Source organism: Cohaesibacter sp. ES.047 (assembly GCF_900215505.1).
In the GTDB taxonomy this organism is placed as follows: Bacteria; Pseudomonadota; Alphaproteobacteria; order Rhizobiales; family Cohaesibacteraceae; genus Cohaesibacter.
The window spans coordinates 2042068-2061910 of sequence record NZ_LT907844.1 but is presented as its reverse complement, the minus strand read 5'-3'; the positions used below and the strand labels follow the sequence as shown (position 1 = coordinate 2061910).

General features: G+C 56.3%; 17 protein-coding genes. 14 read left to right on the top strand and 3 right to left on the bottom strand.

Features of this window, described 5'->3' with window-relative positions:
- Nucleotides 1-145: 145 nt before the first annotated feature.
- The 4 genes from CPH65_RS09390 (at nt 146) to dhaL (ending at nt 5438) form a co-directional block, all read left to right on the top strand.
- Nucleotides 146-1090, top strand: coding sequence for a substrate-binding domain-containing protein (locus CPH65_RS09390; protein WP_096173242.1), 945 nt, complete (start codon nt 146-148; stop codon nt 1088-1090).
- A gap of 87 nt (nt 1091-1177) precedes the next feature.
- On the top strand, nt 1178-2671 hold the full coding sequence (locus CPH65_RS09385; RefSeq protein WP_096173241.1) for a sugar ABC transporter ATP-binding protein: 1494 nt from the start codon (nt 1178-1180) through the stop codon (nt 2669-2671).
- Between the two features lie 20 nt (nt 2672-2691).
- Nucleotides 2692-3636 carry an ABC transporter permease gene (locus CPH65_RS09380; protein WP_244574581.1) on the top strand — a complete coding sequence of 315 codons (945 nt, stop codon included), beginning with the start codon at nt 2692-2694 and terminating at the stop codon, nt 3634-3636.
- 35 nt (nt 3637-3671) lie between these two features.
- Nucleotides 3672-5438 (top strand): dihydroxyacetone kinase subunit DhaL, encoded by a 1767-nt coding sequence (gene dhaL / locus CPH65_RS09375; RefSeq protein WP_096173239.1) that lies wholly within the window; start codon nt 3672-3674, stop codon nt 5436-5438.
- 50 nt (nt 5439-5488) lie between these two features.
- Here the strand turns inward: dhaL and CPH65_RS09370 are convergent, their stop codons facing one another.
- On the bottom strand, nt 5489-6445 hold the full coding sequence (locus tag CPH65_RS09370) for a sugar-binding transcriptional regulator (protein ID WP_096173238.1): 957 nt from the start codon (nt 6443-6445) through the stop codon (nt 5489-5491).
- Between the two features lie 345 nt (nt 6446-6790).
- On the opposite strand from CPH65_RS09370, the gene CPH65_RS09365 reads away from it, so the two are divergent.
- The gene (locus CPH65_RS09365; protein WP_096173237.1) at nt 6791-7555 is read left to right on the top strand and encodes a DeoR/GlpR family DNA-binding transcription regulator; all 765 of its coding nucleotides are present in this window, start codon (nt 6791-6793) and stop codon (nt 7553-7555) included.
- Nucleotides 7556-7558: 3 nt separating this feature from the next.
- Nucleotides 7559-8338 (top strand): triose-phosphate isomerase, encoded by a 780-nt coding sequence (locus CPH65_RS09360; RefSeq protein ID WP_096173236.1) that lies wholly within the window; start codon nt 7559-7561, stop codon nt 8336-8338.
- A gap of 240 nt (nt 8339-8578) precedes the next feature.
- On the opposite strand, the gene CPH65_RS09355 is transcribed toward CPH65_RS09360, so the two are convergent.
- Nucleotides 8579-9034: an RpiB/LacA/LacB family sugar-phosphate isomerase gene (locus tag CPH65_RS09355; RefSeq protein ID WP_096173235.1), complete on the bottom strand. Its 456-nt coding sequence runs from the start codon at nt 9032-9034 to the stop codon at nt 8579-8581.
- 353 nt (nt 9035-9387) lie between these two features.
- On the opposite strand from CPH65_RS09355, the gene tkt reads away from it, so the two are divergent.
- From tkt to fsa, 3 genes are all read left to right on the top strand, one after another.
- Nucleotides 9388-11397 carry a transketolase gene (tkt, locus tag CPH65_RS09350; RefSeq protein WP_096173234.1) on the top strand — a complete coding sequence of 670 codons (2010 nt, stop codon included), beginning with the start codon at nt 9388-9390 and terminating at the stop codon, nt 11395-11397.
- Between the two features lie 99 nt (nt 11398-11496).
- The gene (gene gph / locus CPH65_RS09345; protein WP_096173233.1) at nt 11497-12153 is read left to right on the top strand and encodes a phosphoglycolate phosphatase; all 657 of its coding nucleotides are present in this window, start codon (nt 11497-11499) and stop codon (nt 12151-12153) included.
- Nucleotides 12154-12253: 100 nt separating this feature from the next.
- Entirely contained in the window at nt 12254-12907 is a 654-nt protein-coding gene (fsa, locus tag CPH65_RS09340; protein WP_096173232.1) for a fructose-6-phosphate aldolase, read from the top strand.
- Between the two features lie 133 nt (nt 12908-13040).
- Here fsa and CPH65_RS09335 read toward each other — a convergent pair whose 3' ends face one another.
- Nucleotides 13041-14072 (bottom strand): LacI family DNA-binding transcriptional regulator, encoded by a 1032-nt coding sequence (locus CPH65_RS09335; protein ID WP_157747592.1) that lies wholly within the window; start codon nt 14070-14072, stop codon nt 13041-13043.
- A 121-nt stretch (nt 14073-14193) separates the two neighbouring features.
- On the opposite strand from CPH65_RS09335, the gene CPH65_RS09330 reads away from it, so the two are divergent.
- The 5 genes from CPH65_RS09330 to CPH65_RS09310 all read left to right on the top strand — a co-directional run bounded on the left by CPH65_RS09330 (nt 14194) and on the right by CPH65_RS09310 (nt 19707).
- Entirely contained in the window at nt 14194-15258 is a 1065-nt protein-coding gene (locus CPH65_RS09330; RefSeq protein ID WP_197703999.1) for a carbohydrate ABC transporter permease, read from the top strand.
- On the top strand, nt 15258-16094 hold the full coding sequence (locus CPH65_RS09325; RefSeq protein ID WP_096173230.1) for a carbohydrate ABC transporter permease: 837 nt from the start codon (nt 15258-15260) through the stop codon (nt 16092-16094). Before CPH65_RS09330 ends, CPH65_RS09325 begins: the two co-directional genes overlap by 1 nt.
- A 44-nt stretch (nt 16095-16138) precedes the next feature.
- Nucleotides 16139-17419: an extracellular solute-binding protein gene (locus CPH65_RS09320; RefSeq protein WP_096173229.1), complete on the top strand. Its 1281-nt coding sequence runs from the start codon at nt 16139-16141 to the stop codon at nt 17417-17419.
- A 100-nt stretch (nt 17420-17519) separates the two neighbouring features.
- Entirely contained in the window at nt 17520-18644 is a 1125-nt protein-coding gene (locus CPH65_RS09315) for a 1,4-beta-xylanase (RefSeq protein ID WP_096173228.1), read from the top strand.
- A 4-nt stretch (nt 18645-18648) separates the two neighbouring features.
- Nucleotides 18649-19707 (top strand): ABC transporter ATP-binding protein, encoded by a 1059-nt coding sequence (locus CPH65_RS09310; protein ID WP_096173227.1) that lies wholly within the window; start codon nt 18649-18651, stop codon nt 19705-19707.
- Nucleotides 19708-19843: the final 136 nt, after the last annotated feature.

Below are 19843 nucleotides of genomic sequence, written 5' to 3'. Positions count from 1 at the left end.
TGCGCTTAAAAATACTCTTGTAAATTTAAAAATACAGGTGTATCTTTTATCGCGAGCAGGGACATGCGAGGGAGGAGCCTCGCACCAGGCTCGTGTCTTTTTTAGCGAGCGACGAAGATTGCTCGCACCCCAAGGGAGGAAACTCATGAAGATTTTTGCTACTCTGCTGGCATGTGCTGCCGTGTCTTTGCCGGTTGCGGCTATGGCTCAGGATGATGCAGGAACCATCAAGAAAGACAGCTACCGTTTTGTTGTCGTTCCCAAGGTCGTACATCCCTGGTTTGACAAAGTGAACGACGGTGCACAGGCCGCAGCGACAGCACTCAAAGCCCAGACCGGCGCCGACATCGAAGTGATCTATTCTGCTCCGCAGTCTGCAGATGTTGTTCAACAGAACCAGATCATTGACAGTGCGCTCGCCACCCGCCCGGACGGGCTGGCTCTCGATCTGCTCGACCCATCTGGCAACCGTGCCTCTCTTGAAGAAGCGCAGGCACAGGATATCCCGCTCGTCATTTTTGACTCTGTGCCGCCAGAAGGCATGAAGATCCCCTACATCGGTTCCGATTTCTGCGAGCAGGCCAAAATCGCGTCGCGCCGTCTCGTCGAAGTGCTCGACGGCAAAGGCGAAGTCGCCATCATGATGGGTGTTCCAACCGCGCCCAACCATGCCATTCGCGCAGAATGCCATCGTCAGGTTTTTGCTGAATATCCAGACATCAAGGTCGTTGCAGAAGGCATCGACAATGACAGCATCGAAATTGCCCAGCAGCAGGCAGCTGCCATCATGCAAGCCAATCCGAATCTGAAGGGTTGGGTTGCCAGCGATGCGGCCGGTCCGATCGGCATTGGTCAGGCAATTATTGAAGCTGGCAAAGAGGGTAAAGTCACTCTCGTTGGCCTCGATAACCTGAACGAAATGCTCGACATGATCCGCAGCGGTGTCGCAGACAGCTCTTCTGCATCTCAGCCGGAACTGCAGGGCTACTGGTCTGTCATGTTGCTTTGGGCGCAAGCCACCGGCGCTCCTGTGCCGGGCTATCTTGATACAGGCAACTCTTTCCTGACCAAGGAAAATGTAGACGGCTAAGTCTTCCGGGATAAATGGTCCGGGGGCGCGCCTGTTCGCAGGTTCGCGCTCCCGATATTTCAGCACTTCCCCAGAAGGTAAAATCTCATGGCTTTTCTAGAAGCAAGCGGCTTGGGTCGGGACTTCCCCGGCGTGACCGCGCTCAACGATGTTGACCTGAAGCTTGAGCTTGGACGGACGCATATTCTTGCGGGTGAGAATGGAGCCGGCAAATCCACTCTGGTTAAAATCCTGACAGGCACAGATCGGCAATCCCGCGGGCAGGTTTTTATTGACAGTTGCGATCCCCGTGAGGATCCGTCCCTGTATGATCAGGTTTCCTACGTCCCTCAGGAATTGAACCTCTTCCAAGAGATGAGCGTCGCCGAAAATCTCTTCATGCCATTCCATAAAACAGGGCATGGCGGCACATTGGTCAACAGCGCCGCCCTCGTCAAAGAGGCAAGAACTTACCTTGACCGGTTCGGTATCGAGGCAGATCCGAGAGCGCTGGTTAAGAATATTTCTGTCTCTGACCAACAGCTTTTGCAGATCGCACGGGCCTGCACCAACAAGAAGATGAGTGTCCTCATTCTGGATGAGCCAACCTCTTCCCTGACTCAGGTTGAGGTCGACAGGGTCTTCAAGGTCATTCGGGACTTGCTGCAACAGAATCTGGCCATCGTTTTCATCAGTCACAAAATGGAAGAAGTCCTCAATATCGGTGATGACTACACGGTCCTGCGCAATGGCGAATGGGTCGAAAGCGGGCTGATTGAAGACATCGAAGAGGCCGACCTCATTCGCGCCATGTCTGGGCAGGATCTGGCCTTTCAGGAGTTGTTCCTCCCCAAAGCCCCCACGCGGGATACGATCATGGCAGTGCGAGGCCTCAGCGGTCGCCGCTTTTCCAATATCAATTTCGATCTCTACCGCGGTGAAATTCTCGGGTTTGCCGGCTTGGTTGGAGCCGGTCGTTCTGAGGTCATGCAAACCGTTTTCGGTTTCCTCAAGGCGACAGGGGGACAGATCGCGGTTGACGGCAAGAGCTGGAGCCTTGGAAAACCCTCAAGCTCCGTCAAAGGCGGCATGCTTTATCTTTCCGAGGAAAGAAAGCATCACGGCATTTTCCCGCTCCTGTCTCTGCGCGAGAATATCGGCCTTTCCCTCTTTTCGCTGACCTGTGGCCCCGCCGGCATCAATAGCGGCGCGGAACGCGATGCCGTGCAGAAGGTCATTGATGACTATGACATCAAGGCCCCCAGCATGGCCAAGCGCATTTCCCAGCTATCCGGCGGCAACCAGCAAAAAGCCATCATCGGCCGGGCGATGGCAACGCGCCCCAAGGTCATCATTTTCGATGAACCGACCAAAGGCATCGACATCCGGACCAAGTCCGAGATCTATCGCATCATGCGCAACCTTGCCGAGGATGGCGTGGGCGTCATCCTCGTCTCGTCAGAACTGAACGAGCTCAAGAAATGCGCCAACCGGATCATCGCAATGCACAGTGGCGAAATCACCGGCGAGTACGATTCAACAGATACCAACAATGAAACCCTCGTGGGGGCTATCTTCGGAACGGGAGGCGAAACCAGATGAACGCTCAATCCAGTAATTTAATGATCAAACTACGCAGCCCGATTGCGGGCGTGTTCGTTGCCTTGGTCATTATCTTCGTGCTGTCTTCGCTGGCCTCTCCCTATTTTCTGAGTGGTTACAACCTCTCGGTCATAGCGCGCGGCCTCGCCTTTGTTGGCCTTATCACAATTGCCCAGTCGTCTTTGATGGTGCTTGGTGAACTCGACCTCTCCCTTGGCGCAATCGGCGGCCTATGCGGGATCATCTCTGGCATCCTGATGGTCAGATACGGGATCAACCCCTATCTCTCCATGCTCATTGCAATCTTTTTGGGTGTCTTGATGGGCTTCGTGAACGGGATTCTCGTCACAACCCTCAGGCTGCATTCGCTGGTCTTGACCATCGGTATGGCCGGCGTGTTTGGCGGTGCCATTCTGGTGCTGACCCGAGGGGTTGCCATTACCGGTGTGCCAAAGGAAGTGCAGTTTCTGGGCAGGGGAGCCTTGATGGGTGTCCCGGTTCCATTCCTCATCATGTTGGTTGCGTTGATTGTTGCTTCCTTCCTGATGCTGAAAACGCCGATCGGCCGCTACATGTATGCCATTGGCAACAACCCCGCCGGGGCAAGAATGCTGGGCATCCGCGTTGACTACATTCGGACATTGACGTTCGCATGTGCGGGTGGCCTTGCCGCTCTTGCCGGCGTGCTTATGGTTGCCCGCCTTGGAACGGCCCAGCCGTCAATCGGCAACACATGGGTTCTTGCGCCCATCGCAGCTTCAGTGATTGGGGGCGTTGCAACAACGGGCGGCATCGGTAGTCCGGTCGGCGCAATATTTGGCGCCGGTATCATTGCCATCATTGAGAATATTATCGTTCTTTTCGGTGTGTCACCCTATTGGCAGGGCATCGTTTCGGGCGCGATTGTTGTACTCGCGATTTCCTTTGACGCCGTCTCACGCCGTTATCTTCGCTCGGATGCCTAAGCGGCCACGAATTGGAATTGACGAAAGAAGAAATCATGACTGAAGCAATCAAAACCAAAAAGTTGATCAACGCTCCCGAGGCTATCATTGACGAGTTGATCGAGGGACTGGTGGCTGCACATCCCGATATGCTGGGCGTGAGCGGAAAGACCGGACGGGCAGTTGTCTCGCTTGATGGACCGCGAGACGGCAAGGTAGGCATCGTGGTTGGCGGAGGGTCCGGGCATGAACCGGCCTTCGCAGGCTATGTCGGGTCCGGACTTGCAGACGCCGCGGCCGTTGGCAATATCTTTGCCTCCCCCTCTCCGGCCCACATCGTCGAGGCGACGCAGGCCGCAGACGGCGGTGCGGGTATCCTGATGCTCTATGGCAACTATACTGGCGACGTGCTCAATTTTACGATGGCGGCCGAGGAGCTGGAGCAGAACGGCATTGCTGTGCGCCATGTTGCAGTAACCGATGACGTAGCGTCCGCACCGCTTGATCGCCGTTCCGAACGACGCGGCATTGCGGGCGACTTCTTCGTTTTCAAAATTGCCGGTGCTGCTGCTGATCTGGGTGAGCCTTTGGCGCGGGTCGAGGCAATGGCACGGGCTGCCAATGACGCAACCTTCTCCATGGGGGTGGCTCTCAGCCCTTGCTCATTGCCCCAAACCGGCAAGCCCAACTTCGTGATCAACGACGAGGATATGGAAATCGGCATGGGGCTTCATGGCGAGCCCGGTATCCGGCGCCACAAGCTCGCCCCGGCAGATGAGGTAGCCGACGAACTGGTCGACACCATTCTCAAGGAAGCCGGTCTGTCTTCAGGTGACCGCGTCGCGGTGCTGGTCAACGGGCTTGGTGCAACCTCGCAGATCGAACTCTACATCCTGTTTCGCCGCGTCAAACAGCGTCTTGATAGCGAGGGCGTCAGCATCCATGCCTCATGGGTTGGCGAATATGCCACGTCGCTCGAAATGGCTGGTGCATCGGTCACCCTGCTCAAGCTCGATGACACCCTTGAAGCGCTGCTTGATCATCCCTGCCGCACGCCGGCACTGGTCGTCGGCACCATGGAGCGGACCAGCGAAAAAGCGGTGCGCCGCAAGCCGGTGGCCGCGCCCGTCGAAAAAGTCGTCACCAGTCAGGAAACACCGCGCGACCTGATCACCGAGGGCGATGTCACTCCGGCGATCTTCAAAGCCATGATGCACAATGTCGGCGATGAGATTATTGCGAAGAAGGATTGGCTGTCTGAACTGGATGGTGTCATTGGTGATGGCGATCACGGCATGACGATGGAAATCGGCTGGAAAGCCGTCCAGCATGCGCTGGAAGAAGCCTCAGATGATGAAACCATCGAAAGCATGTGCAAACGAATGGCGAAAGCCTTTCTTGATGCAGTGGGAGCGTCGTCCGGCCCTCTTTATGCTACGGCTTTTCTGAGGGCGGGAACGGCTGTCAACAATCGTCTCAATCTTGATGGAGCCGCGATGGCCGAATGGCTGAGCGCTGCCTGTCAGGGCATTCAGGATCGCGGTCGCGCCAGTCCTGGCGACAAGACCATGATCGACGCCTGGGTGCCTGCTGTTGAGGAAGCGCAGCAGGTAGCATCCAAAGGTGGATCTGCGGCCGACGTGATGGCCGCCGCTCAAAAAGGTGGCGAGAGCGGCATGAACGCAACTGCGCCGATGCTCTCACGCAGGGGACGCTCTGCCAAGTTGGGCGAACGTGCGGTCGGTCATATTGACCCCGGCGCCGCTTCGACATTCATCACATTGCGCGCCATGCGCGAAGCACTCGACCAAGCGATGGCCTGATCGAGACCGTATCATCGTCTTTTGGCGAGATCGACGCACAGGGGCTGCACTCAGCGCGGCCCCTGTAGCAACGCTCGGGCAACCCCCTCGTTGGTCACAAGGCGATTGACATAGCCGGCCCGCAGGATGGCCCGGATGATGGGGATCTTCTCGAGCCCCCCAGAAACAAGCATTGAAATTGGTTTCAGCTTCATCTTGTCTGGTGGCAGGGCAATAACCGAGTCATTGAGGAAGTGATCAATCGGCTTGCCAAAAGCATCAAGAAAACACCCCATGAACTCCCCCACAGCGCCCAGTTTCTGCACCGCATCGAAATTGTCTTTCACAACCCGTATCTGGGTGAGCGAGGTCTCCAGCTTCAGGTGACCACAGGAGACAATTCCAACATCTGCGATTTCGGTACGCGCCAGTACATCGGTCAGTTCGTCATTGAGCAACAACGCGTTGCGGCTTTCGGGATTGGCGCAATAGATCGGGGCCGTTAGATAGTGGCATTCGACACCCAGAACATGGGCAAGGGTCGTCGCCACGCCAAAGGAATTGCTGGACGAGCCACTGGTCACGCCTCCGGTTAGCCCGACAACCCAACTGTCGAATTTGGGTTTGGCCTGCACGCTCCTGACAACAAAGCTCAAGGTCCGGCCAGAGCCGACCCCCACGCCCATGTCCCTCCCCTCGATCAATCCATTGGCAAGCGATCCGGCGGCTTCACCGATCACGCGCTTCTGGTTCATGAAATCATCCAGATCCGGCACAGCGACGGTTTCGATCAGCCCGTAGCGTGTCGAGACCTTTTCGGCCAATTCTATACAGTCTGTCAGCGGTAGATTGACATTGATCTGCACATTGCCAGAAAGCCTCACCTGCCCGATGATCTTGTTGACCTTCAGGCGCGTGACATTCATCCGTCTGGCGATTTCTTGCTGGGTCTGGCCACCGATAAAATAGAGCCAGGCGACGCGCGCGCGCTCAAGCTCTTCATCAAGCGGGCTGATCGTGTCGGCCATACGGAAACAGGTCTCTCTGCGGGTGAATCTTGGCTATTGATTGGCGCTAGAAGTGAAGCGTCTGAAGCATAAATACATGGTCCTAACCCTAGGATAGTCGATGCGAATTTACAAGACATCCGTGATTTTGTGGCGGGTTTCACATAGCAATCGCCGGACAGCCTTTTTATACTGTGCGCAGACTTCGGGAGAAACGGCATCTGCTTTCGGAGCAGACATGTGGCATTTATAGAATTTGGGGCATGTCACGAAAACATCTCACAAAATCACATAATTTTATTGAATATGTGATTTTATATGTTACAAATTTAACATCCGCTGAAATGCCGGATATGGAGGTGGCGCGTGAGAGGCGAAGACCGAAGACAGCTGATTATGGATCTTTTGGTAGAGCACAGAAGCGTCGATATCGACGATCTGGCCGAGAGGTTCAGTGTGTCGAAAATGACCATTCACCGCGATCTCGACGAGCTCGAACAAAGCGGCGTTTTGCGCAAGGTGCGAGGCGGTGCCACCGCAGATGCGGGCAACCAATTCGAGAGCGATTTCCGGATTCGCGTCCAGCAGGATGCCGAAGCCAAAGATCGCATGGCCCGGCAGGCCCTGTCCCTAATCGAGCCGGGCATGACGGTCATGATCAATGACGGTTCCATGTCGGCCGTTCTTGGCTCCATGCTGCCCCAGAGACGCCCCCTGACCGTTATCACCAACAATCAGGCCGTCATCAGCGACTTGCTGGGCGAGGCCGGGATCACATTGCTGGCCCTCGGCGGGATCTATTCAGCCAAGTTCAACGCTTACAGCGGGGTCGTAACCGAGGAATCACTTCATCGGTTGCGAGCTGACATCGCATTCATTTCCGCACCAGCCGTGTCGGGACTACAGGCATTTCACATGGATGACAATATTGTGCGGGCCAAGCAGGCGATGATGCTTGCGGGAACGCGCAAATGCCTCCTCATAAACCACTCCCGTTTCAATCGCACAGCCCTCCACGTTTTGTCGGACCTCAAAGCTTTCGACTGGATTATCACCGATGACAAGCCAGAAGCCAATGTAGTCGAAGACCTGAAAGGGGCAGGATTGAACCTCACAATTGCAAAGGCCTAAAACATGACTGTCACCCCTCAATTCTGGATTGGCACAAGCTGGAAGATGAACAAGACGCTGGCAGAGGCTACGGCTTTTGCAAGCGCACTGAAGGCTGCTGATGCTGAACGGGATCCGCGCATCCAGCGCTTTATCGTGCCGCCTTTTACTGCCGTGCGAGAGGTCAAGTCCCTGCTCGCGGACACATCGGTAAAAGTGGGTGCACAGAATATGCATTGGAAGGACGAAGGGGCCTGGACGGGGGAGGTTTCGCCCCTCATGCTGACAGATTGCAACCTTGATCTTGTCGAGCTGGGCCATTCAGAACGGCGTGAGTTCTTTGGTGAGACCAATGAGACGGTCGGGCTGAAAACGGAGGCGGCCATCCGCCATGGCCTAACGCCTCTGATCTGTGTTGGGGAAACGCTGAAAGAAAAGGAATCCGGCAGAGCCCAACAGGTTCTTGAAGAGGAAGTGCGCGGTGCGCTTGGCAAATTGTCGGGTGACCAGAAGACAGCACCGGTCCTGCTGGCCTATGAGCCGGTTTGGGCCATTGGCGACAACGGCATCCCGGCAAGCTCGGACTATGCAGATGCGCGGCAGGCAGAGATTTTGGCCGTTGCAGAAGACGTGCTGGGACACCGCCCGCTTTGTCTCTATGGCGGTTCGGTCAATCCGGGCAACTGCGAAGAATTGATTTCCTGCCCGAATATCGACGGCCTGTTCATCGGTCGCTCGGCCTGGAATGTTGAAGGTTACCTTGACATCCTTGCCAAATGTTCCGCCAAGCTGGGCGCCGCCTGATCGCAGGACCGATCATTCGCGCAAACAAAAAACGCTGCATTCATCTTTATGATCAATGCAGCGTTTTTTATTGTCTTCCGAGGTGTGGCGATGGAACAAAATCGCCACACCTCGCACAGGACAAGCCCCAATTTGTTGCGGCCTGCCCCGGGTTTGGCTCAGAGACTAAGCGAGGCGCCTGTTGCCAGTCGGGAGTATCGCCTCACTTGGACCCACGGAGGTTTGGGTCCGTTTTACGTCTCAAGCCTTGTTGTATTTCGTATCAACCGCGTCGATTGCAGCCACATTCCCGGCTGAACGCCCTTGAGGGTCGAAGCTTTCTTTCAAGAATGTATCGGCAATCGTCTTGGCGACTTCCACACCGATAACCCGAGCGCCCATAGTGATGATTTGCGCATTGTTGGACAGGGCAGCACGTTCGGCCGAATAAGTATCATGAGTGAGGGCAGCGCGAATGCCCGGAACCTTGTTAGCCGAGATGCACACGCCGATACCCGTTCCACACACCAGAATGGCCCGATCGTAGGTGCCTTTCATGACGGCACTGGCGACCCGATCAGAGAGGTTGGCATAGAAATCGTCCGGTCCGTCTTCGCTGTGCGAAATTTCGGATACTTCGTAACGATCACCCAGATGCTCGGCCAAAGTCTTGGCAAGGCCTTCTCCGGCGCTGTCGCCTGCAATTGCAATTTTCATTGTCGTTTCCTTCCCGTTGATATGTGTCTTGCCGGTCCATTCAGGTCGCAAATGTTAAAAGACCGATTTTGGTACGAGCTTCACCACTCTTCATTCGGACATCTTGTTCTCAGGGCCTTAAAAGACGGCTTTTGCGTAAAACAGCCGCTCTCTGCCTGATGCAGATTAAAAACCCTTTTATCTGAAACCATATGTAACGCTGAAACGTCACAAAAACAATATCTAGAATGTGATTTTTGAGACTAATTTGCGAATTTAGCTCCATAAATCACATATTTTTGTATGTAATGTGATTTTATATTGTTATTTTGTGATTTTTGATATATTGCAGGAGCGACAGGAGGAAAAATTTGATGATCAGCGATCCATTCATTGCCAGCAAGCAAAAGCAGGGACCGGAGAACTTCGCTCTGGCTAACTGCATTCGCGCTCTTTCAATCGATGCAGTCAACGCCGCCAACTCGGGTCACCCCGGAGCGCCAATGGGCATGGCCGATGCCGCGACAGTTCTGTTTCGCAACCATTTGCGATTCGACGCATCCCATCCGGAGTGGCCTGACAGGGATCGCTTTGTGTTATCAAACGGCCATGCCTCGATGATGCTTTATGCCTTGCTTCATCTGACGGGCTATGAAGATATGAGCCTCAAAGAGCTCCGCAATTTCCGGCAGTGGGGGTCCAGAACAGCCGGCCATCCCGAATATGGGCACGCCAAAGGCATCGAGACCACAACCGGACCATTGGGACAGGGGCTCGCGACGGCAGTCGGCATGGCCATGTCCGAACGTTTGCTTGCGGCTCAATTTCCGGATCTGGTGGATCACCACACCTATGTCATGCTCGGCGATGGATGCCTGCAGGAAGGCATCGGGCAGGAAGCCATCAGCCTGGCGGGACATTTGGGCCTTGGCAAACTGATCGTGCTGTATGATGACAATGACATCACAATCGACGGCCCGACCTCGATTTCTTTCTCCGAAGACGTTCCAGCCCGGTTTCGTGCTTGCGGCTGGCATGTCCAGTCCTGCGATGGACACGATGCCGGAGCGGTTGATCGCGCGCTGACTGCTGCAAAAAAAGAAGGCAGCATGCCTTCACTGATCGCCATGAAGACCATCATCGGGTTCGGCTCGCCAAACCGGGGCGGCACATCCGCTGCGCATGGTGCGCCACTGGGCGAAGAAGAAGGCGCTGCGGCCAAGGCAGCTCTTGGGTGGACCTATGCACCCTTCGAAATTCCCCCCACCCTCTCGCACACATGGCGCACCATTGGCAAAAAGGGGCGCAGCGAGCGGGAACAATGGGAAGCCAAGCTGAAGGCGCATCCCGATGGAGCCGAATTCATTCGCCGCCAGTCCACCCAACGGCAGCCCGAATATGAAACGGCACTGGCCGAGGCACGCGCCAACCTTGTCGCCAAGCCCATCAAGGTCGCAACCCGCAAGGCTTCCCAACTGGCGCTCGACGCCCTTGCCGGGTCTCTGCCCGAACTTGTGGGCGGCTCTGCCGACCTGACGGGTAGCAATCTGACACGGGTCGACGCGGTGAGCAGCCAGTTCTCACGTCAGGAACCCGGCCGCTATATCGGCTATGGGATCCGCGAGTTCTGCATGTCTGCCGCGATGAACGGCATGGCGCTGCATGGCGGTTTCATTCCATATGGCGGCACCTTCCTTGTGTTCAGTGACTACGCACGCAATGCCATTCGCCTTTCGGCATTGATGGGCATCGGCAGTATCTACGTCATGACCCACGACAGTATCGGTCTGGGCGAGGATGGCCCCACCCATCAGCCGGTCGAGCATTTGGCCAGCCTGCGTGCCATTCCCAATCTTCAGGTCTTCCGTCCTTGCGACGCGAAAGAAACACTGGAGTGCTGGGACATTGCCATCCGGTCGCGCAAGGTACCTTCGCTGATGGCCCTGTCGCGTCAGGCTGTGCCGCAACTGCGCCTCGAAGAGGGTGATGAAAATCTCACCGCCAAAGGCGCCTATGTCATCCGCAGCTTCGGCGAGGAACGAAACATCACCCTGATCGCCACGGGCACGGAAGTGGCGCTGGCAGTCGAGGCTGCTGAGGCGCTTCATTCTCGCGGCATGGGTGTTGTTGTGGTTTCCATGCCTTGCTGGGAGCTTTTCGATGCCCAGCCTGCGGACTACCGCGCTGAAATTCTGGGAACGGCCCCGCGCATCGCCGTTGAAGCGGCGGGCAAGTTCGGCTGGACGCGCTATGTTGCAAGTGAAGACGATGTGATCGGAATGGATGGGTTCGGCTCTTCGGCTCCGGCCGAGCGGCTTTATCAGGAATTCGGCATCACAAAGGACGCCATCGTTGCGCGCGCCAAGCGGCTTTGCGGTTCGTAACTCCTTGTGTGAGTGGGGGAAGGCTTTGTGTCTCGGACCGGGCTCTGCTTCGGCCTCCCCCAGCAACCAAGACCTGTTTGTTGAAAGGAGAAGATCAAGATGGCCCAAATCGTCTTTGATCTCGACGGAACGCTGATCGACAGTGCACCGGATTTGCTCATTGCTGCCAATACCGTGCTTGCCGAAGAAGGCAAGGGCCATGTGTCACTGGCTCAGGTCTGCGCCTTTTTGGGCAGCGGAACACCGACCTTTGTGCAGCGAATGCGCGAAACTGTCGACATTCCCGCCTGTGAGCAAGAGCGACTTCTGGCACGGTACCGCGAACTCTATGTCGGGGCCGTGCATCGCACCAAGCTCTACCCAGGGGTCCGGAAGGCGCTGGAGAGGCTGACGGCAGCAGGGCATGACCTTGGCATTTGCACGAACAAGCCAATGAGCCCCTGCACGGCAGTTCTGCGCCATTTGGAGCTGGATACGTTTTTTGCTCAAATTCTGGGAGGCGACAGCCTTCCGGTGCACAAGCCCGATCCGGCGCCACTGATTGCCACCTTTGATGCGCTTGGCGCGGGAAAGCAGATTTATGTCGGCGACAGCGAAGTTGACGCCGAAACGGCCCGCCGGGCCGGGGTGCCCTTCCTGCTCTTTACCGAAGGCTATCGCAAGTCAATGGTGGAGGAGATACACCACACCGCAACATTTGAGCATTTTGACGACTTGCCTGACTTGATCACGCGGATATTGACCGCGACTGATTGACCGTCGGAATGGAAACAATTGCTGCCGGACCAACTCGGCAGCAAACCGGACTACCCGACTGCGGCCACGCAATCGGGCCACCTTACTGGAGGAAAGCACCATGAAATTCTTTGTTGATACAGCAATCATCGAAGACATCCGCGAACTCAATGACTACGGTTTGCTCGATGGGGTAACCACAAACCCATCGCTGATCGCCAAATCTGGCCGCGACTTCAAGGAAGTCATCGCCGAAATCTGTGCCCTTGTGAGCGGCCCAGTGTCTGCAGAGGTTGCAGCACTTGATTTTGACGGGATGATTGCCGAAGGCGAGCATCTGGCCGGGATTGCCAAAAATGTAGTGATCAAACTGCCTTTGACCCTCGAAGGTCTCAAGGCTTGCCGCTACTTCACACAGAAGGGCATCAAGACCAACGTAACATTGTGCTTCAGCGCCAATCAGGCCCTGCTTGCTGCTAAAGCGGGAGCGACTTTCATCAGTCCTTTTGTCGGACGTCTTGATGATCTCAACATTGAAGGCATGGAGCTGATTAGCGACATCCGCCAGATTTACGACAATTATGACTTCAAGACCGAGATCCTCGCCGCTTCGGTACGATCCGCCAATCATGTCAAGGATGCAGCTCTGGCCGGAGCAGATGTGGCCACCGTTCCGCCCGCCGTCATCAAAGGGCTCGCACGGCATGTGCTGACCGACAAGGGTCTTGAACAGTTTGCCAAGGACTGGGCCTCAACGGGCCAATCGATCCTGTAATGATATTTCTGTAATCCGGTCCCCGCATCGGTGTATACCGGGTGCCTGAAATGGTGCCTTCACAAACAGAAAAGCCCGGCCTCTTGGCCGGGCTTTTTGATGTCTCGATGCGGGATTACGATGGTCATTGCTGTCAAGATGGGCTTCGCACGTGCGACACCCGCTCAACCAGCGGGCAAACAACGTCAACCTGTTCCAAGGGGATATCCCGATCGGCAAGGATCAGCTCGGTTGCCAATTGTCCCATTTCTGCATGGGGCAGGAGAACGGTGGTTAGGGTCGGATGGAGATGCTGTGCAATTTCCTGATCGTCATATCCCATGACGCCGACATCAACGCCGATTTTCAAACCCAATTCCTTGAGCGCTTCATAGCAGCCCACGGCGGTCAGGTCGTTCGAGCAGAATATGGCCTCGGGCGGGTCATTCCGGTTCATCAATCGAAGGGTCGCGCTACGGCCGCCAGATGCAAGGAAGTTGCCCTCGACAATCAACTCCGGATCCAACTGAAGACCAGCATCGGCCAAGGTCTGCTCGAAGCCTTCCCGCCTCAGTCTGGCCGCGTCCATCCACGGCTCTCCGGTGATGAAAGCTATCCGGCGGTGCCCCGCATCAATGAGGGCCCGGGCGGCTCGCTCACCACCCTGCCGCTCGCCGGGGACAATCGAGGCATAGCGCCCTTCCCGGTCATAACAGTTCATCAGAAGGCATTTGTGATTGGCAAGCAGATCAGGAGGCGAAACCATGCGGGTCAGGATCGAGCTGTAGATGACGCCCCGTACCCGGTCCGCTGACCATTTGCGCAGAATGGCACGCTCATATTCCTTGTCACCACCGGTCATGACGGTCTCAAGAATGACATTTTTCTTCCAGGCTGCGGACTGGATGGCATCAATGGATATGGCGGCGAAATGACTGGTCGCAATTTCATCAACCATCAGGCCGATCACAGCATGGCCAGCACCTGCGGGCGGGCGACCTGCCGATCGGGGACGATAGCCGAGTTCACGCACCGCCTGCAGCACACGGCTGCGGGTTTCACTGCTAATCCGCATGTCTTCCTGCCCGTTGAGAACAAAAGAGACTGTTGATTGCGAAACACCTGCTCGGAGTGCGACGTCATTCATCGTCACCCTGCTGCCTTGAGGTCGCCGATTTTCAGCCAAGCAAAATCCTCCTTGCGCATTGGTCTGATGGATGCTAATAAATATTGCTAATAATTTTAGCGCAAGCGATTTCTGCCATGGGAGGAACTAAGTGGCCAGTTTTCGATTGCCGACACAACGTTTGAGCCAAACAAGCTCGGCGCTCGTTCTGTTGGCCCCCTTTTTGATTGTCTATGGTACGTTTCTGGTCTTCCCCTTCTTTCGGGGCATCTGGATCAGCCTGCACGACTGGAATCTTCTGGCCGTAGCCTTCAACCCCGAAGCCAAGCAATTCGTCGGCTTGCGCAATTTCGAGCGCATCATGTGGGGGCGGGATATCGTTTGGTCAGCAATGGCACTCCCTCTCCTTCAAGGAAGCGCTTCGGCTGTTCTGATTGGCGTGGTTGTTCTTGAGCGCCTGCGACGCATCAGCCGGCCAACGGCCATCCTGATCGGCGTGGTGGCGCTCGTTTTCTTCATCGCTTGGGGCTTCCATCCCGCAGATGGGGGACGCTGGTATGACCGCCGCTTCTGGCCGACGGTTGGCAACACCATCCTGTTTGTTGCTCTGACCGTGCCCGGCGTGACCATCGTGGCGCTTGCCTTGGCCGCGCTTCTTAATCGCGAAAGCCGGATGATGGCGATTTTTCGCACCGTCTTCTTTCTCTCCCAAGTGCTGTCGGTCACGGTTGTGACCCTCATCTGGCAGATCATGTTCTCTCCACGACAGGGGCTTATTGCCAATGTCATGGAGCTGTTTGGCGGAACACCCATCCACTGGCTGACCGACGAGGGATTTGCCATGGCTGCCATCGCCATCACCACGGTGTGGTGGTCACTGGGCGTGGCCATGATTCTGTTTCTTGCCGGACTACAGGATATCAGTCGGGACATTTACGAGGCCGCCGCCTTAGATAATGCGCGGGGCTTACGCGCCTTCCGCCATATCACGCTGCCCAATCTCAAGCGCACGATCACGTTGGTCGTGGTGCTTCAGATCATCATGCATTTTCAGGTGTTCGGGCAGTCGCATCTGATGACCGGTGGCGGGCCGGACGGCAGCACTCAGACCCTTGTGCGCTACATCTACCAAACCGGCTTTAGGGATAGTGATCTGGGACGGGCGACCGCCATGGCGATCTTCCTGTTCATCATTATGGGAGCCTTTTCCATCGTGCAATTCATTCTGGGACGGGGAGAGAAGTGATGCTTGGACGCGGCTACTACTGGCTGGTGACAGCGCTTGCCATCCCCGCCTTTGCCTGGCTGGTTCCCATCCTCTGGATGGTGTCCCTGTCGCTGCAGCCCAACGATGTTTTGGCCCGGACCACCTCCTCGACCTTCTTCGGTCTGGTGCCGATCCCCTTCACGCTGGACAATTATACGGCCCTCTTTTCTTTCGGGCACACCCCGCTGTGGTTCCTGAACTCGGCCATTGTTGCCTTCGGCATGACGTTTGCGGTGTTGTTTGTTTCCACCACTGCAGGCTATGCGTTGGCCCGGCTAGACTTTCCTTTCAAAAAGGTCGTGATTGTCTTCTGTCTCATCGGTCTGATGGTGCCCGAGCAGGCGGTCTTCATCCCGCTTTACACCATGTTTGCCGATCTTGGCTGGCATAACAGCTATCAGGCCTTGATCCTGCCACGGGTGGCCGTGCCGATCGGTGTGTTTCTGATGATGCAGTTCTTCAAGGCGATTCCTGCCGATATAGAGGAGGCCGCGCGCCTTGATGGTGTGAGCTGGCTACAGATTTTCTGGCACATCATGTTGCCGCTCGCGCGCCCTGCGATCACCACGCTGGCGATCCTGACCTTTCTTTATGCTTGGAACGATTATCTCTGGCCGCTGGTCTCTGCCCAGAAGCGCGAGATTTTCACCATCACGCTCGGCCTCGCCAGCCTTCAATCAAACTTCGCACAATCCGAGGGGCTTGGCCGGGTCATGGCATCTGGCGTCATCGCGACCGTGCCAGTGGTTGTGCTTTTCCTCATCTTCCAGCGTTACGTGGTTCAGGCAATGACCGCAGGCGGAAGCAAAGGATAACCGGGCCTTGCGGCCCACAATCAAGACCAATGGGAGGATACACTATGAAAAGATTAATTCTGGCGGCGACGATGGCCGTAGGCGTCGTCACCCCGACCCTCGCTCAGGATGTCACGCTGGGCCGTTTCTTCGGCGCATGTGAAGATGCCGGCACCGACACAAAGGCGTCGGTTGGTGAACCCTGCATCGTGCAATCGATCATCAATGCCGCAAGCGCCGAGATCGATGGCGTCACCATAGAGACGCTGCCCACCGACTGGGGCAACTATTATGACCAGATCAAAGCCGCCTATGCCGGCGGCACCCCGCCGGATGTCCATGTGATGCACCGTCACCGGGTTGCCGAATTCGCTGGCCTTGGTGCCCTTGCAGACTTGACCGATGATCTGGCCGGTGCCGGGAACGACGTATCAGACTGGGCCGCGGCCGCCAAAGAGGGCGTGACCTATAAGGGCCGTGTCTATGGCGTACCGTTCGATTTCCATGCCAACCTGTGGCACGTCAACATGGACATCATGGAGCAAGCAGGGCTGGTTAAAGATGGCAAACCCGTCCTTCCCACTTCGGTTGACGAGCTGATGGCGCAGGCCAAGCAGGTCAAGGAGAAAACCGGCAAAGACTATCTCATCGGTGACTTCTCGCAGTTTGATACGGGCGTCCGGGTGGTCATGTCCCTGATCTGGCAGCAAGGTGGTGACCTTTATGAGGGTGATACCGCCACGGTCAACACCCCTGAAGCAAAGGCCGCTCTCAAGGTCCTGACCGATCTGTTCGACAATGGCTATGCCAAGCCCAAGCTGAACTATGCCGATAGCCAGCAGGCCTTCCTCAACGGGGAAGGAGCGATCTTCATCAACGGCACATGGGTGGTCGACTTCAACGACGCACAGGCTGCCGATCCGGATGTCGCTCTCAAAAATTACTATGCGGCCAGTTTCCCGACCCTGTTCGGCACGGATGCCTCCTGGGCAGACAGCCACATGTGGGCAATCCCCGCATCTGTGAAAAAGAATGATCCGGCGAAATATCAGGCCGCACTGAAGGTTCTGGCTTTCATCAATGATCACAATGGCGACTGGGCACGCACTGGCCATATGGCAGTTCGCAATTCAGTTCTGCAGAGCGATGCCTATGCCAAGCTGCCGCACCGGACCGAATATGCCGGCACCGCAGAGATGGCCAGAACAATGCCTCCCAACAAGCGTTACGGCGCTATCTGGGATGCGCTCAACCGCGAGTACAAAGCCATCTGGCTGACCGGCAAGGACGTCGACGAAGCCTTGTCCAATGCTCAGGCTGATGTACAGGATCTACTGGATCGCTGATCTTTCTCGCGCAAGGGCAAAGCCCTTCAAACAGTCAGACCTGTCCGGCCCAAGGGCCGGGCGGGTGCCGTCCCTAGATCCCTATTTCAGGAAAAAGACAATGGAATTGAACACCACTGGCCGTTGGCCGAAGACAGAGGCCCAAAACTGGTGGCAGCAGCAGAATTGGATCTGCGGCTTCAACTATCTGCCGTCTACTGCGGTCAATTTTCTGGACATGTGGATGGCCCAGAGCTTTGATCGCGAGACCATCGCGCGGGAGCTTCGCTGGGCAGCAGACATCGGCTTCAATTCCGCTCGTGTCAATCTGCATTATCTGGTCTGGCAGCATGATCGCGACGGGCTCATGGAGCGCCTCGACTGGTTCCTTGGCTGTGCCTCGGAGGCTGGGCTTTCTGTCATGCCGGTGCTGTTTGATGATTGCGGCTTCGGTGGGTTCGAGCCGGTCTATGGCCCGCAGCCAGACCCTGTGCCCGGCATTCACAACAGCCGAGCGGTTGCCAGTCCGGGCCGCTCTGCTGTGATGGATCGGGCTCAGTGGAGCGGATTCAGAGCCTATGTCACCGATATTCTGGGCCGCTTTTCCGATGACGCGCGCATTTTGGCGTGGGACCTTTATAACGAGCCGGGCAATGGCATGATTTTCTGCCATGACGGTGGCTTTTCGAACTATGACCCGGCCTTGGCGGAGCACAGCCGCGATCTGATGATCCAAAGCTTTGAGTGCGCCCGCGCTGTCGGAGTGACCCAGCCGCTGACAGTCGCAGCATGGCGGACACCTCCGGTGGGGGACAACAGCATCGCCTATGACAATGAGATCGACCGTCTGGCACTCGCATTATCCGACATCATCACCTTTCATGCCTATTGCGACAGCGATCATGCGCGCCGGTATATAGAACAGCTTGGCGCCTATGGCCGACCGATGTTGTCAACGGAATGGATGGCGCGCACGATCGGTAGCAAAATTGAAGACCAGCTTGAGCTTTATCAGACGAACAAGGTGGGATGTTACCAGTGGGGCTTTGTTCGTGGCCGCACCCAGACCGATCTGCCATGGCCTGCCATGCTGGAGACCTATCACGGTGGGGCTCGGGATGCTCATGAAGCACCGGCGGAATGGTTCCACGACCTGCTCCAGACGGACGGCACACCCTATGACCCCAGAGAAATCGAAATCCTTTCAGCGTTGACACGCAAGGGATGCAGAGAAAGCGCGGAGTAGAGCCATGACCGGTGTTGTGCTGAAGAATGTTGTCAAGAAATTTGGCGATGTGGAAGTCGTCCACGGCGTCAGTCTGGCCATTGAGGATGGGGAATTCTGCGTCTTTGTTGGCCCGTCCGGCTGCGGCAAGTCGACCCTGATGCGGATGGTGGCAGGGCTTGAGGTCACCACATCGGGCAGCATCCACATTGGCTCGCTGGATGTAACCAAGCTCGATCCGGCAGAGCGGGGCGTCGCCATGGTGTTTCAGACCTATGCCCTTTATCCGCATATGACGGTCGAGGAGAACATGGGCTTCGGGCTACGCATGAATGGCGTGCCAAAGGATGTGATCCGCAAGAAGGTCGCCGAAGCCAGTCGGATCCTGAAGCTTGACGCCTATATGGATCGCAAGCCCAAGGCCTTGTCGGGCGGCCAGCGCCAGCGCGTGGCCATCGGCCGGACCATCGTGCGCGGTCCGGACGTGTTTTTGTTCGACGAACCTCTGAGCAATCTTGATGCGGAGCTGCGTGTCGAGATGCGTGTCGAAATCGCGCGACTGCACAAGGAGATCGGCGCGACAATGATCTATGTAACCCATGATCAGGTCGAGGCCATGACGCTGGCGGACAAGATTGTGGTTCTGCGCGATGGGAATATCGAACAGGTTGGCAAGCCGCTGGAGCTTTACGAGGATCCGGACAACCGCTTCGTGGCGGGCTTTATCGGCTCGCCCTCGATGAACTTTCTGGGCGCGCGAGTGCAGGATAACGAAGTGTTCGTCACCTCTTTGGCGGCCAGCCTGTCACCCTCTGTTGCCTTGCCCGCGAGGGGAACAGAAATCGAAGTCGGCATCCGTCCTGAACATCTGTCGATCGATCCGGATGGCAATCAATTCCGGATCGATTTCATCGAGTGTTTAGGGGGAATGTCCTATCTGCATTTGACGTCCGACAACGGTGAGCGCGTTGTGGTCGCCGAAATTGGGATCTGCCAATTCCAAGAACAAGCGGCCGTCGGTCTTGCTTTCGATCTGGGCGACGTCCGATTGTTCGAGCGGAAAAGTGGCAAACGCCTACGATGAGCCTTAAAGCCATCTTTCAGTTGCCAAGGAAAAGCGAAAAGCAGAGGCAGAGGTCCAGACCCTCTACCTGTTGCATCAGCCACTGTTTCCAAAAAACTGAAATGCAGCATGAACCTCGCCTGTATGGTTGACGCCC